Raw genomic sequence first — 15068 nt, forward strand, 5'->3', positions numbered from 1 at the left:
AAGAGGTATACGATGAAATCTGTTTGGTTGGTAGATGATGATGCATCCATTCGCTTTGTACTGCAAAAAGCACTAACTCGCGGTGGTTATCACGTTGAGAGTTTTGACAACGCTCAGGACGTGCTCAGTGCGCTGACCTACTCTCAACCCGCAGTGTTACTCTCCGATGTGCGCATGCCAGGTATGGACGGCATGGCACTGCTAGAACAAATCAGCGAAGAAAATCCAAGCCTGCCCGTGATCATTATGACCGCGCACTCGGATCTTGACTCTGCAGTACAAGCTTTCCAAAAAGGTGCATTTGAGTACCTTGCCAAGCCGTTTGATTTAGAGGAAGCGGTTGGCGTTGTCGACCGTGCCGTGAGAGCGCACTCACAAAAGAAATCCAAAAAAACTGCCAGCGAACAAAAACGTTCTGTGATCATTGGTGAAGCACCAGCAATGCAGGAAGTATTTCGCGCCATTGGTAAACTGAGCGCTTCGAGTATGAGTGTTTTGATTAACGGTGAGTCGGGCACGGGTAAAGAGCTTGTTGCCAGCGCACTGCACCAACATAGCCCACGTAAAGATAATCCTTTTATTGCCCTGAATATGGCTGCCATTCCAAAAGATTTGGTGGAATCGGAACTGTTTGGCCACGAAAAGGGGGCATTTACCGGTGCGGACAGTGTGCGTAAAGGTCGCTTCGAACAAGCCAATGGCGGCACTCTGTTTTTAGATGAAATTGGCGATATGCCCCTTGATGTGCAAACACGCTTATTGCGTGTTTTAGCAGATGGCGAATTTTATCGTGTAGGTGGCCATCAGAGTATTAAGGTGGATGTACGAATTATCGCAGCAACACACCAAGATTTGGAGCGCCTAGCGCAGCAAGGCAAATTCCGCGAAGATTTATTCCACCGTCTAAATGTGGTCAGACTTAAACTACCGCCACTTCGTGAGCGCCCAGAAGATATTGAGCAACTTGCCGAATACTTCTTAAATAAAAGTGCTCAGGAACTGAAGATAGACACCAAGATCCTGAGCCCACAAGCATGTGATCAAATGAAATTATTCAATTGGCCTGGCAACGTTCGCCAATTGGAAAACACCTGTCGCTGGCTTACCGTGATGGCGCCAGGAGAATACGTGGCCGCTGAAGACTTACCACCAGAAATTATCGCGGCGCACCCACAAGATGTCGATGCCGACTGGCTGGATCTATTCCAACAATGGCTTAATAACGAATTCAAACAGGGTAAAGATAATGTCTGGCCTGATATTCAAGCACAACTGGAAACACGCTTGATCAAGTCGGCATTAGCAAGTTGTGGCGGCCACAAACAAGAGGCAGCGCTGCGTATAGGCTGGGGTCGAAATACACTCACTCGCAAGCTTAAAGAGCGAAACATAACTCCTTCTTAACTGAGTTATTAAATAGCCCCTTCACAAGGGGCTTTATTTCGATAAAAAAGCTGCCTTCCCATGAAACTGATGGCGTTTAAACATTAGCGTGTAGAAATTTACTCACTCGTCCTATAGCATCGAGAGTGGGCAGATAGCCCTGTTGGCCTTAAAAAATACAGGTGTATTTATCTTGATGAGATTACTGGAAAATATCGCGCTATTTAAACGCATGGAAATACTTAATCGTGTGCCCTTTTTTCAACACTTTGAGCTCGCAGAACGGCAAATGCTGCTCGAGTCATTTTCGTCTTTATATGCTATTAAACAGGGCCACTATGTCTTTAAGCAATATGAACAAAGTCATCACTTATACATTATTTTAAGTGGCGAACTCACAGTGTTTAGGCAACATGATAAAAAGCATTTAGGGCATATACATCCTGGGGAATTTGTCGGGGAAGGCGCATTTATCAGTCATCGTGAACGCAGCATCAACGCCAGAGCTGCAGCTGACACTATCCTGCTTGCGATAGCACCCAATGCACTTGTGAAATTACCTGTAGTGGTGCGGGAAAAAATTAAAGATCAGTTAATTATTGGTATGAGTGAGCGCATTGCCAAACTGAGTTCAGAAACTGAGATGGCTTAACGAAAAGCCATCCAAGACTCAACTAAGGCGATTAAGTCCTCCACTCCACATGCAGCTGCCAGCTCAGATTCATCCAACGACAAGTCATCTTCTGCATAGTCACTAAGATCATCTGCGTCATGATATAAACCATGGCTTTCAAATACTGCTTCTCCGTGGCCAAGTAAAATTCGCATTTCTTTACCTTGCAGTACTTGTTCTACGTCTTGGCCAAGAGCATGAATGAAACGCTGCAATAGGTCATCATTATCATACAGTTCGTCATTAAACCAACGGGCAATCAACTTGTGTTCGTCGGTTAGTTTAATACGCTTGCCCCACATTGGGTCTGAGTAAATCTGATATTCCATTGTATCTGCACCTGTCATTCTGGCCGCGCATGATATCAGTATAAGCACCACGTTTAAATCTCACTATTGCCTTACACACAACATGCTGGGCGATGTTAGAATAGTGATACTTTATCTTTTGCACTGAAGTTATGTTGGACACTTTCACACTCATCTTTCCCCTCATATTTATTGTTATGATTGGTTTTAGCTGCGCGCGCCTAAAGTTTTTAAATCAAGACAATTTGGCGGGTGTGAGTCGATTCATTTTCTATGTGTGCATTCCAGCGTTTTTGTTCCTTAATATGCAAGCCGCGGAACTAACAGAAGTTGTCAGTGCTGGGTTACTTGCGAGCTTTTATCTACCTGTAGTTAGCGTTTATCTTTGTGTGTTACTGGTATTTAGACTGATAAACAAGCAGTGGGCAAAAAGCGCTGTATTAGCTTTAGGAGCGAGTTATTCAAATACAGTACTCATTGGCCTTCCTATTGCGATTCAAGCACTTGGTAAGGAAGTCGCCGCCACAGTGTTTGTCATCATTACCTTTCACAGTGCCCTTCTATTTTTGCTAACTTATGCTTTTTGCGGAAAATCACAGAACTTGAATTGGCTCGCGACTGCTCGTCAATTAATTATCAACCCTGTCATTTTACCTATTAGTCTTGGTGTTGTGGCTAACGTGGTGGGGATCCGCTTATTCGCGCCTATAGAACACGGTTTACAACTTCTTGGCGAACCAGCTATAGCAGGGGCATTATTTGTGCTCGGTGCGAATTTACATCACTACCGAATTAAAACTGGGTTGAAGCTAGCGCTGGTTCTAACCGCAATCAAGATTTTAGTGCTTCCTGGCGTAGTATGGTTAGGCGCAACCTATGTATTTGAGTTAACACAAGAGCAAACTTTACTACTGGTACTCATTAGCTCAGCTCCCCTTGGCGTAAACGCCTATTTAGTCGCCAAAGAATTAAATACCCACAATGATATTCTTGCCAGCAGTGTCGTGCTCAGCACTGTATTCAGTATGCTAAGTTACATTTTATGGCTTAATTGGGTGTAAAAAAAGCGTGCTTAACTGCACGCTTTTTTACTAATCAAATCAATCATACGAGCGATATTTTGCAGCGTCGATTATTGCCCAAACGTAGGTAATAGCTGCGATGATCCCCGGAACGATTAACCACCAAAGTGCGGCGCCGCCGAAGAAGAAAATTGCAAATAGTAAGGCTGCAAGAATACGCCCTTGTACTAATTGCCCCAGTCCTGGGAAAAATACATTACATAATGCGGCGATAACATTACCGCCAGAGCCTTGTCCTGACATATAACCCTCGTTAGTCATTTACTTTTTGTTTCTTACTTCACTATCTACAATATCCAGGCCAATTTTTTATCATTAATTTTCAACAACTTAAATTTATGCCTGTTTTGTAATTCCGTTAACTTTAGCCTATCATGCTAAAGATTGGTGTTTTTAACATTACCTTATCTGTGTTAAGAAAATAATAGTTAATAATAAATAGTTGCTCGATATGCTCGCAAAAATCTCCAAACCCATCGCTCAATTGACCGATAAGTATATGCCCGACCCTTTGGTGATCGTATTCATACTTACACTATTGAGTTTTATCCTCGCGGGCTTCAGCACCGAACATTCGCCAATTACACTTATCTCCATGTGGGGGGATGGCCTGAGTAACTTATTCACATTTGCGATGCAAATGCTACTCGTCCTGGTATGCGGGTATTTACTCGCTACAACACCACTTGTGGAAAAAATTCTTAATACGCTAGCCAAACGATTAAATACACCAGGTAAAGCAATCATAGTCACCACTTTAGTTGCCTTGTTGTCTAGTTGGATCAATTTGGGGATTTGGACTGGTGGTTGGCGCGCTATTTGCCAAAGCAGTTGCTCGCCACTGTCGTGTAGATTACCGGGTACTTGTGGCCAGTGCTTACTCTGGGTTTATCATTTGGCACGGAGGGTTGTCCGGTTCGATACCTTTGACTATTGCGACCAAAGGTCATTTTGCCGAAGAACAAATCGGCATTATCGATACATCGCAAACGCTGTTCTCTGCGATGAATCTCACTTTAGTAATCGGTTTAGCAGTGTTGCTCCCTATCATTAACTATTGGTTGCTGCCAAAGCAACATGACGCTGTATATGTAAATAAAGAGGTACTCAATGAACAACAGCCGCTCACTGACGACATTCACAATAATTATCTCGAAAACAAACGATGGCCAACCCTAATTATTGGAGCTCTGGGTATTACGTATCTAAGTTACACATTCTACACGGGTCAACAGGGATTAAATCTTAATTCAATCATTGCCTTATTTTTATTCTTTGCCCTGCTGTTACAGCCTAATGCGGCAACCTTCATCACACAGTTAACTCGCGCCGTTAGCAACGGTAGTGGCATTATCATTCAATTTCCATTTTATGCTGGATTAATGGCTTTAATGAGTCAAAGCGGCCTTGCTCAACACATATCCAGTTTGTTTATTGATCTAGCCAATGCACAAACACTCCCCATATGGAGCTTTCTCAGCGCAGGGTTAGTGAATATTTTTGTCCCTTCAGGTGGTGGACAGTGGGCTGTTCAGGCACCGCTACTTCTTCCTGCAGCAAGCGCGTTGAGTGTGCAGACTGAAGTTGTTGCATTGGCGGTAGCTTGGGGAGATGCGTGGACAAATTTAATTCAGCCCTTTTGGGCAATTCCGGTGCTTGCAATTGCAGGGCTTAAAGCAAAAGACATTATGGGCTTTTGCTTACTACAGTTACTTATTAGTGGCCTATACATCATCATGGTGTTAGCCGCGTTCAGTCACTAGCACACTCACAAAACCAATAGTAAAGTATTAATATAAGCAAAAACTATTAGCTTTTTGCAGGTACAAGTTTGCATACTTTCCACAGCCATTCTAGATTTTAAATAGTCACAATGGAGGGAAGAATGAGTAACCAAAGGCATGGCAAAGTAACGGCAAAATATAGGGTAGTCACAGTCGATGACTCGCCCGCGGTTTCTATTGTTCTACAAGCAATGTTTAACCAATTAGGCATCAAAGATGTGTCACATTATGACGACGCGCTGAAAGCTTTTCAGGACATCGAAAAGTCGCCATGTCTATACGACCTCATTCTCACTGATTTGAACATGCCAGGTATGGATGGTATGGAGCTCATTCGTCGACTAGGTCGGATAAAGTACCCTGGTGTTGTCGTTATCGTTTCAGAAATGCAGCCTGAAGTTATCAATCTTGCTAGCCAACTAGCACGTCAGCATAATGTGCATTTACTCGGTAATATCCCCAAGCCAGTACATATGGAAGATGTACAACATTTACTGCACAAACTTGACTGTTTATGTTCGTTTGGTGATGACCCTCTAGCGAATATCTCAGAACTTTCTTTACTTGATGCGATCAGCCACAATCGCGTTACGCCATTGTATCAACCAAAAATTAGTGTGGCTTCAGGCAAGGTCAACAGTTTAGAGGTGATGTCTTATATCCTGCCACGAACGAGCATGGCACAAAATGATAACGGCTACTTTGTCGGCGTTGCCCGATCAAATGAATTACTCAACCTTCTTACTTTTCAATTAATCGAAAAATCATCAAAAGACTTGGTCTATTTCCGAAAAGCCTACTCCTCAAACTTAAAGCTTGCTATTAATCTGCATCCAACACAGTTGGCAGATCTTAATTGCCCAGACAAATTTTCTCTGATTTTGTCCTTAAACAATTTGACCCCCAGTGATGTACTAATAGAAATAAGTGAGCATCAACCTTTAAACGACAAACATGTACTTGAGACAATCAATCGATTGAAAATGAGAGGATTCGAATTGTCACTCGATGATTATGGCAGTGGTTTTACTGAAGGACAGCAATTGTATAGCCTTCCAGTGGATGAAATTAAAGTATGCGAACCTTTGGTTACAGAAATAGAACAGGACTATTTTTCTCAATCGGTATTACATTCACTTGATGATGTCGCCAATGACCGTGGGATAAAACTGGTTGCTGTTGGTGTAAGCAGGGCTGAAGAGTTGGAATATTTAGAATCTAGATTTCCTGCGATTCAAGCTCAGGGCTCATTTATCTGCCCTGCACTGAAGCGAGATGATATGATTTCCTGGCTAGAACAAAGACAAAAAGAACGCGTAACAAGCTAGGATAAGGTTTATATGGCTGCATCACTAAAACAGTAAACACGTTGATTTGATGCCCATGCTACATAAGGGTACATAATAATAATAGATATTTTGTACCTAATAATGAAATATCTAATTCTTTATCGTAGAATGCACACATTAACGCAATGCAAAGGTTTGCATTGCATGGAACTGGGTATAATTACACATTCAGTTAGATAGTATTTCTCTGGGTAAATCTTGCATGCCAATTAACGTGTTACTTGTTGAAGATGACGACTTGCTAGTCAAACGTATAAAAAACCACTTTGCTAATACTGAGTTTAGCTTTTGCGTTGATAGCACCGGCGCCGACGCTTTAGCAATGGTTCAGGCTTCTCAAGTAACTGCTAATGAAACGATTGAGCTGGCAGTAGTAGATATCGTATTACCTCAAAAAGACGGGCTTATGCTCGCAAAAGAACTTTCTACACTGACGGAAATCGGCGTCATTATGTTATCCAGTCGTGACTCCCAATCAGATAGAATCGCGGGGCTCGCACAAGGTGCGGATGACTACATATGCAAGCCTGTGGATTTACTTGAGTTAGAATTAAGAATGCGTGCAGTTTATAAGCGTATCCACAGTGCCTCTGTACAACATGACGACTCAACAGAGTATATCGAATACGCTGATTTTAAGCTCCACCCAGACAATAGAACCCTAATCACACCTGCTCAAGAAGAGATCAGACTGACTGAAGCTGAGCATAAGGTACTGATATGCTTGATCGCTAATGCTGGCAAGGCAACTTCAAGAGAAAAAGTATCAGAAGAAATAGGCCAACCCGACTGGAGCCCTACAGATCGGACTGTGGACGTGTTAATTGGCCGTTTACGTAAAAAGCTGGGCGACGAAAAAGAGCAAAAACGTATCGTTACCGTACGCGGTAAAGGTTATATGCTCTCTCTAGGTTAAAAAACCAATCTGCCGTCTTTATAAGCAGCAAGCGTTTGTCGCAAGGGTATTTGATCAAAAGCCTGATCGTCTGCTTCTTCGACCGCTTGTTGCTGATAGCTTACAGCCTCCTCAAAATTACCCAACTTCGCATGTGCAGCTGCTAAATAAGCGTCAGCCATTAGGATGCATCATTGGCGTCCGCCACTCGCTGAGCAAGCTCAATAAGCATAGTTAAGGTCTGCAGCATTAGTCAGAATCGATTTGCATACGAACCAGCCACTGGTCGCAGCAGCAATTCGATTATCCCGCGTCAGTGGCTGTTTGCGATGCAACCTTTTGCCCTTGTTAACCGTGTAAGATAGCTGACCCATTGGCCTGTCTAGTTCACATTTCCCTAATTGTAATTGCGCGCGATCATGTCAATTGTTGTGCCCAGCAATACCTGAGCAAACGCTAGTTACGATTGACACTCCCAGTTGGAAAAGAGTATCACTGTGTCCACCGACGGCTGCCTTGTACTGCCCAATAACGCCATTGCTGTTCAGGTTCTTTAGTGACTACAGGCTGCAAATCGTACGTATGCTGTGATGTCATGATTTAGATATTGAGGCTCTTGGCGATTTATTGTTGTAGAAGAACTGAGCATAATACCAATTATCGTCTCTAAACTTTGCGCCTTTCGCACTCAGTTGCCAGCTACGCATTACACTCTCAGCATGCTTAGTCAGCTCTGTGGGAATATCCATTGGCATGTTCGAATGCTTGCCATTGCTCTACTTTTCCTTCGCCGGTAATGTTAACCAACCGTAGCCGAATGACCTTGAAGAAGTTGCTCTCTGAGGTATCCTGCTTACTAAACTCTGGCTGTGCAATGGCTCGAAAAATTAACCTCAGGTGCTACGCCTACAATATTCATCAACTCTGAGCTAACCGAAAAGTGCTCAGATGCATCGTCAAGTAATCGCAGTAGTGTTGCTAATTCTGCCTGTGCTGAGACATCATCTCGCTGAGCTAGTTTTAGTAACTGCTGGGCACGAGCGTGCAGACGTTTGCTTACTTCACTGTCAGCTAGTCCAGCAAACACTCCTCGAATAATCCCATTCTTAAAGGGCTTTTCTGCGCTAATAAATCGTGTTTCTTGCAGCTTCTTTGAAATACTTTCTGCAAATTCAGGTGCGGGGTAAGAATTCAACAACATGATGTCACGGGGGATACCATTTTTGTCTATATCAAATACCAAACTCGCGACCCCTGGTGCGCCTTCACTTTGCAATGAAGCTGGGTACTCAGTGGGAGGATTAACTACTTTTTCTCGAGTAGGGTTATAGCTTAACGTGCGACTCAATTCATATTGAATACTTTGCGAGCCACTTGGCCCAAAACGGGAGATGAGCTGTTCAGCGAGCTCCTTCGCTTGGGTTAGTTGCGCCCCCTTAAGGCGACGCTCTACTGAGCGCCTCGCCTGCTCAGCCATTTTAAATTCATTGGCTATCGCAACGGTAAAATATGCATAAGCTTTTATTGGGTCAGCTGGCACTCCCTGTCCTCGTAAGTACTGAACAGCGAGATTGAATTGGCTGCGACCATCTCCCAACTCAGCAGTTTGCTGCAAAAAGCGTAAACGCTTCTTCATACTGTTGATCAAGATAAAGACTCATTGCATCACTGGCGTTTGCCAAACACAGTTGCGGAATGAGTGACGCTGCCAAAATCCACTTTTTCATTGAATACTCCCATAAAGCTTATCAAACAATGTTAACAGGTGGTAAATAAGCGTGCAATGTCTAATGCCCGAGTGTCGCGACCATACGCTCAAAGGCGCGATAACTTAGCGCCTCTTGGATAGATTCTCTCTGGATATTTGGGAGTTGAGATAAGTCAGCAATCGTACGAGCAACCTTAATAACTCGTTGATGAGAGCGTGGTGATAAGCATAGCTTCTCACTGGCAGTACATAGATATTGTTTACTTGCTTCATCTAACGCACAGTGAATATCTACCTCACTGGGCATCAGCTGAGCATTAACTTTGCCTTGGCGTGTAATTTGAGTGTCATAGGCTTGCAGTACACGACGTCGAATTTCATTACTCGATTCGGCCTTATGCGTACTCATCAATTGCTCACTGGATAAACGAGGAAGCTCAATCTGCAAATCGATTCGGTCAATAAAAGGGCCTGAGATCCGCGCTAAATACCTAAGCACTTGTTCAGGTGTAGCCCGCTTATCTGTGTGATGGCCTGTGGGGCTAGGATTTAATGCGGCGATCAATTGAAAGCGAGCTGGAAAATCGACTTGTTGAGCAGCTCGAGAAATAGTCACCACTCCTGTCTCCATCGGTTCACGCAAGCTATCAATGACTTTGCGTTTCGAACTCTGGAAGTTCATCTAGAAACAATACGCCATTGTGTGCCAGTGAAATTTCACCGGGCTTTGGCTTTGATGAACCACCTACAAGCGCAACTGCTGAACAGGTATGATGCGGGCTTCTAAAAGGTCGTGAACGCCAATGAGTGCCATCAACTGGCTTACCACATATTGAGTAAACGGCGGCAGTTTCTAAAGCTTGCTCAGTGGTGAGTGGAGGTAAAATGGTGGCGAACCGCTGCGCCAACATTGATTTACCTGTCCCTGGAGGGCCACTAAATAATACGTTGTGCCCGCCGGCTGCCGCAATTTCCAATACTCGTTTTGCAAGATGCTGCCCTTTCACATCGGCAAAATCTAAAAAACTACTGTGCTGCTGTTCATTTTGGCTCTCACCAACAGCAATTAAATCTAAACTTTGTTGCCCTGAAAGATCGTGCCATACCTCAACTAATGACTGTGCACATTTGACGTCGGCCTCATCGACGAGTTGCGCTTCTTTTCGATTATGGCCACTTAAGTAAATAACTCGCCTCATCGCGCTGTGCTGCAAGCACACTGGGAATCACACCTTTTATTGGTCGCAATCGACCATCAAGACCCAGCTCTGCTATTAACTCTACTTTATCAAGGCCTGAGAATTTTAACTGCTCTGAGGCGATTAGGATGCCAACCGCAATCGCCAAATCATACCGCCCCCCTCCTTGGGTAAGTCGGCTGGAGCAAGATTAACAACAATTCGTTGACTAGGAAAAATAAAGTGGCTGTTTCTCAATGGCACTGCGGCACACGGTCTTTAGCTTCTTTGACCGATGTTTCTGGAAGACCCACAATATTAAAGCTAGGCAGACCCGCACCTAAATAAACTTCGACACTCACTGACAAGCTTCTATCCCAACCTGCTCTCGAGTTATAACAGCGGCTAAAGGTCAACCCTTGTGTCTCGATGTGCCTATTACAATACATATATTCAGTTGGGATATCGAAATTCGAGCGTCCAAGCATCAGACGTCCCATCTGAGTAGCAATTGCGTCTCACTAGCATAGCGCGAAGCCTCCTTCTAGCCACATTACGCTGTGATGGCAGCAGTCAAGAGATTCACTAAAATTACCCCAGACAGCAGCAACTGATACACAGCCGATGATCTTCCGAGTAAGCATGCAACGGTGCATAGCAGGGAGACCTCGGCGTCGTCATCGGTACTTCCCTTTGCTGCACGTTCACGTTGCGGTTGCGCGCCGGGTTAAGCAACCTGTAAGTACCCGCATGATCACTGCCGTCATTGGTGGTACGCCAATATATAACGCTTTTTGTGCCCCCATAATTGCGAAGAATGCGATTCCCAAAGCATCGGCCAACTGTAATAAGTAATGTGGAAATCTTTGTGTGTAATTTAGCCAAATTATAGTGACCAACACGGTGACTATAATAGTAATAAAATAGCTTGTGTCATGAACCCAAAACACTGGTACATCTAAAATCATATCCCGTAGTGTACCACCACCAATGGCGGTCACAGCCGCCAAAACGATGACACCAAATCCATCCATCTTCTCTTTCATGAGCTAACAAAGTGCCTGAAATTGCAAATACCGCGACACCCAGTAAGTCGAACAAGTGATAGAGATCAAACATATATTTGCAACCTGATTCTTTTAATTACAATCGTTTGTTAGCCTGATACTACACGCAATAACCGCAAACCACCCACAAATCCAGAAATTTTAACTAGATTCAGAACGCATGTTACATCAGGTATGGGATTTGAACGGCAAATTTTGTAGGTCGGGGGTTACCATGACAGTGGCGTGAGTATGATGTATTTTGGGCCTTTATCGGCAATGTGCTCCTGCAGTGCGCTACTACCGTCTGTCATGTCGGCCTAAAGACCGACCTGCAGTTGCAGCAAGCTCGAGGTTATTCAATAGAGCTTAACCCCCAAACGCAAAAAACCCGCTGCATTGCTGCAACGGGTTTCTTTAATTAGGAGCCTGGTGATGACCTACTTTCACATGGCAAATGCCACACTATCATCGGCGCAGTTCCGTTTCACTTCTGAGTTCGGCATGGGGTCAGGTGGGTCCAGAACGCTATTATCACCAAGCAAAGTTGGTTACTAATCGCTATTGCAATCAGTATTAATTCGGAAAGCTTTATAAGTAAATCGTCTACTTCAGTCTTTAATCTCTAACTTCTAACTTAACAGTCTCACACCATTTTGGCGTTGTATGGTTAAGCCTCACGGGTAATTAGTACAGGTTAGCTTAACGCCTCACAGCGCTTCCACATCCTGCCTATCAACGTTGTAGTCTTCAACGGCCCTTTAGTGGAGTCGAACTCCAAGTGAGAACTCATCTCGAGGCTCGCTTCCCGCTTAGATGCTTTCAGCGGTTATCGATTCCGAACGTAGCTACCGGGCAGTGCCATTGGCATGACAACCCGAACACCAGCGGTTCGTCCACTCCGGTCCTCTCGTACTAGGAGCAGCCCCTCTCAATTCTCAAACGCCCACGGCAGATAGGGACCGAACTGTCTCACGACGTTCTAAACCCAGCTCGCGTACCACTTTAAATGGCGAACAGCCATACCCTTGGGACCGACTTCAGCCCCAGGATGTGATGAGCCGACATCGAGGTGCCAAACACCGCCGTCGATATGAACTCTTGGGCGGTATCAGCCTGTTATCCCCGGAGTACCTTTTATCCGTTGAGCGATGGCCCTTCCATTCAGAACCACCGGATCACTATGACCTACTTTCGTACCTGCTCGACGTGTCTGTCTCGCAGTTAAGCTGGCTTCTACCATTACACTAACCGTACGATGTCCGACCGTACTTAGCCAACCTTCGTGCTCCTCCGTTACTCTTTGGGAGGAGACCGCCCCAGTCAAACTACCCACCAGGCACTGTCCGCAACCCCGATTCAGGGGCCAACGTTAGAACATCAAACATACAAGGGTGGTATTTCAAGGATGGCTCCACGGTAACTGGCGTCACCGCTTCAAAGCCTCCCACCTATCCTACACATGTAGGCTCAATGTTCAGTGCCAAGCTGTAGTAAAGGTTCACGGGGTCTTTCCGTCTAGCCGCGGGTACACAGCATCTTCACTGCGATTTCAATTTCACTGAGTCTCGGGTGGAGACAGCGTGGCCATGGTTACACCATTCGTGCAGGTCGGAACTTACCCGACAAGGAATTTCGCTACCTTAGGACCGTTATAGTTACGGCCGCCGTTTACCGGGGCTTCGATCAAGAGCTTCGTCCGAAGACTAACCCCATCAATTAACCTTCCGGCACCGGGCAGGTGTCACACCGTATACGTCATCTCGCGATTTAGCACAGTGCTGTGTTTTTAATAAACAGTCCCAGCCACCTGGTCACTGCGACTCTCAAGTGCTTACGGAGCAAGTCCTTCACACTCAAGAGCGTACCTTCTCCCGAAGTTACGGTACTATTTTGCCTAGTTCCTTCACCCGAGTTCTCTCAAGCGCCTTAGTATTCTCTACCTGACCACCTGTGTCGGTTTGGGGTACGATTCGATATAAACTGAAGCTTAGAGGCTTTTCCTGGAAGTATGGCACCAACAGCTTCCACTCCGTAGAGTGTCGTCTCGTATCTCAGCCTTAAAGAATCCCGGATTTTCCTAAGATTCAAGCCTACATACTTTCACACGGACAACCAACGCCGTGCCTGCCTAGCCTTCTCCGTCCCCCCATCGCATTTATACCAAGTACGGGAATATTAACCCGTTTCCCATCGACTACGCCTTTCGGCCTCGCCTTAGGGGTCGACTCACCCTACCCTGATTAACATGGGATAGGAACCCTTGGTCTTCCGGCGTGCGGGTTTTTCACCCGCATTGTCGTTACTCATGTCAGCATTCGCACTTGTGATATGTCCAGCATGCCTCCCGGCACACCTTCAGCCACTTACACAACGCTCCCCTACCCCGCGAGCAAAGCTCGCAGCCGCAGCTTCGGTGGTATGTTTAGCCCCGTTACATCTTCCGCGCAGGCCGACTCGACTAGTGAGCTATTACGCTTTCTTTAAAGGGTGGCTGCTTCTAAGCCAACCTCCTAGCTGTTTTAGCCTTCCCACATCGTTTCCCACTTAACATACACTTTGGGACCTTAGCTGGCGGTCTGGGTTGTTTCCCTCTCCACGACGGACGTTAGCACCCGCCGTGTGTCTCCCGGATAGTACTCATTGGTATTCGGAGTTTGCATGGGGTTGGTAAGTCGGGATGACCCCCTAGCCCAAACAGTGCTCTACCCCCAATGGTATTCGTCCGAGGCTCTACCTAAATAGATTTCGGGGAGAACCAGCTATCTCCCGGTTTGATTAGCCTTTCACTCCTAGCCACAGGTCATCCCCTAACTTTTCAACGTTAGTGGGTTCGGTCCTCCAGTTGATGTTACTCAACCTTCAACCTGCCCATGGCTAGATCACCGGGTTTCGGGTCTATACCTTGCAACTCAACGCGCAGTTAACGCTCGCTTTCACTACGGCTACCCTAATCGGTTAACCTCGCTACAAAATATAAGTCGCTGACCCATTATACAAAAGGTACGCAGTCACCCTCGAAGGGCTCCTACTGCTTGTACGTACACGGTTTCAGGTTCTATTTCACTCCCCTCACAGGGGTTCTTTTCGCCTTTCCCTCACGGTACTGGTTCACTATCGGTCAGTTGGGAGTATTTAGCCTTGGAGGATGGTCCCCCCATATTCAGTCAAAGTTTCACGTGCTCCGACCTACTCGATTTCACTTATAAGACATTGTCGTGTACGGGACTATCACCCTGTATCGTGCCACTTTCCAGAGGCTTCCACTAACACCAAATAAGCTTAAGGGCTGGTCCGATTTCGCTCGCCGCTACTTTCGGAATCTCGGTTGATTTCTTTTCCTACGGGTACTTAGATGTTTCAGTTCTCCGCGTTCGCCTCTTACACCTATGTATTCAGTGCAAGATACCTGTAAACAGGTGGGTTTCCCCATTCGGAAATCCTGGCCTCAAGCGCTTTTTACTAGCTTGACCAGGCTTATCGCAAGTTAATACGTCCTTCATCGCCTCCAACTGCCAAGGCATCCACCGTGTACGCTTAGTCACTTAACCATACAACCCAAAAGGGTGTGTATTTCAAGGACTGTTTAACTTCGCCAGAAGTTAGAATACTAAAGTAGACGCACAATCAACTTTCGTTGACTGGCATATTTCTTTACTTAT

At 45.4% G+C, this 15068-nt stretch carries 10 protein-coding genes, 2 rRNA genes and 3 pseudogenes; 6 read left to right on the plus strand and 9 right to left on the minus strand.

The features are described from left to right. The first annotated feature begins 12 nt into the window (after positions 1-12). Together ntrC and ACH19P_RS00680 are read left to right on the plus strand one after the other, a co-directional pair. Positions 13-1404, plus strand: coding sequence for a nitrogen regulation protein NR(I) (ntrC, locus tag ACH19P_RS00675; protein WP_462156635.1), 1392 nt, complete (start codon positions 13-15; stop codon positions 1402-1404). Between the two features lie 175 nt (positions 1405-1579). Further along, complete coding sequence (locus ACH19P_RS00680; RefSeq protein ID WP_462156636.1) at positions 1580-2035, plus strand: cyclic nucleotide-binding domain-containing protein; 456 nt, start codon at positions 1580-1582, stop codon at positions 2033-2035. On the opposite strand, the gene ACH19P_RS00685 is transcribed toward ACH19P_RS00680, so the two are convergent. Then, positions 2032-2385, minus strand: a complete 354-nt coding sequence (locus ACH19P_RS00685) for a YacL family protein (protein ID WP_462156637.1) — start codon at positions 2383-2385, stop codon at positions 2032-2034. The two genes, ACH19P_RS00680 and ACH19P_RS00685, sit on opposite strands and share 4 nt — an antisense overlap. Before the next feature lie 131 nt (positions 2386-2516). Between ACH19P_RS00685 and ACH19P_RS00690 the strand changes: the two genes are divergently transcribed. After that, positions 2517-3425 carry an AEC family transporter gene (locus ACH19P_RS00690; RefSeq protein ID WP_462156638.1) on the plus strand — a complete coding sequence of 303 codons (909 nt, stop codon included), beginning with the start codon at positions 2517-2519 and terminating at the stop codon, positions 3423-3425. Between the two features lie 39 nt (positions 3426-3464). Here the strand turns inward: ACH19P_RS00690 and ACH19P_RS00695 are convergent, their stop codons facing one another. Continuing rightward, entirely contained in the window at positions 3465-3689 is a 225-nt protein-coding gene (locus tag ACH19P_RS00695; protein WP_462156639.1) for a hypothetical protein, read from the minus strand. A gap of 208 nt (positions 3690-3897) precedes the next feature. Here ACH19P_RS00695 and ACH19P_RS00700 point away from each other — a divergent pair. The 3 genes and pseudogenes from ACH19P_RS00700 (at position 3898) to ACH19P_RS00710 (ending at position 7495) form a co-directional block, all read left to right on the plus strand. Further along, positions 3898-5209, plus strand: a pseudogene (locus ACH19P_RS00700) (short-chain fatty acid transporter). Positions 5210-5331: 122 nt separating this feature from the next. Then, complete coding sequence (locus tag ACH19P_RS00705) at positions 5332-6558, plus strand: EAL domain-containing response regulator (RefSeq protein ID WP_462156640.1); 1227 nt, start codon at positions 5332-5334, stop codon at positions 6556-6558. A gap of 223 nt (positions 6559-6781) precedes the next feature. Further along, positions 6782-7495 carry a response regulator transcription factor gene (locus ACH19P_RS00710; protein ID WP_462156641.1) on the plus strand — a complete coding sequence of 238 codons (714 nt, stop codon included), beginning with the start codon at positions 6782-6784 and terminating at the stop codon, positions 7493-7495. Here ACH19P_RS00710 and ACH19P_RS00715 read toward each other — a convergent pair. The 7 genes and pseudogenes from ACH19P_RS00715 to ACH19P_RS00745 all read right to left on the minus strand — a co-directional run bounded on the left by ACH19P_RS00715 (position 7492) and on the right by ACH19P_RS00745 (position 14957). After that, entirely contained in the window at positions 7492-7656 is a 165-nt protein-coding gene (locus ACH19P_RS00715; protein ID WP_462156642.1) for a hypothetical protein, read from the minus strand. The two genes, ACH19P_RS00710 and ACH19P_RS00715, sit on opposite strands and share 4 nt — an antisense overlap. Positions 7657-8330: 674 nt before the next feature. Next, positions 8331-9110 carry a hypothetical protein gene (locus tag ACH19P_RS00720; protein ID WP_462156643.1) on the minus strand — a complete coding sequence of 260 codons (780 nt, stop codon included), beginning with the start codon at positions 9108-9110 and terminating at the stop codon, positions 8331-8333. Next, entirely contained in the window at positions 9073-9201 is a 129-nt protein-coding gene (locus tag ACH19P_RS00725; RefSeq protein ID WP_462156644.1) for a hypothetical protein, read from the minus strand. The genes ACH19P_RS00720 and ACH19P_RS00725 overlap by 38 nt, the downstream gene beginning before the upstream one ends. Before the next feature lie 60 nt (positions 9202-9261). After that, positions 9262-10757, minus strand: a pseudogene (locus ACH19P_RS00730) (YifB family Mg chelatase-like AAA ATPase). Between the two features lie 334 nt (positions 10758-11091). Continuing rightward, positions 11092-11479, minus strand: a pseudogene (locus ACH19P_RS00735) (trimeric intracellular cation channel family protein); the annotation flags it as partial. Positions 11480-11833: 354 nt separating this feature from the next. After that, a 5S ribosomal RNA gene (rrf, locus tag ACH19P_RS00740) occupies positions 11834-11948 on the minus strand. 124 nt (positions 11949-12072) lie between these two features. Next, a 23S ribosomal RNA gene (locus tag ACH19P_RS00745) occupies positions 12073-14957 on the minus strand. Between the last annotated feature and the right edge of the window lie 111 nt (positions 14958-15068).

The sequence above is a fragment of the Pseudoalteromonas sp. GB56 genome (assembly GCF_054923835.1).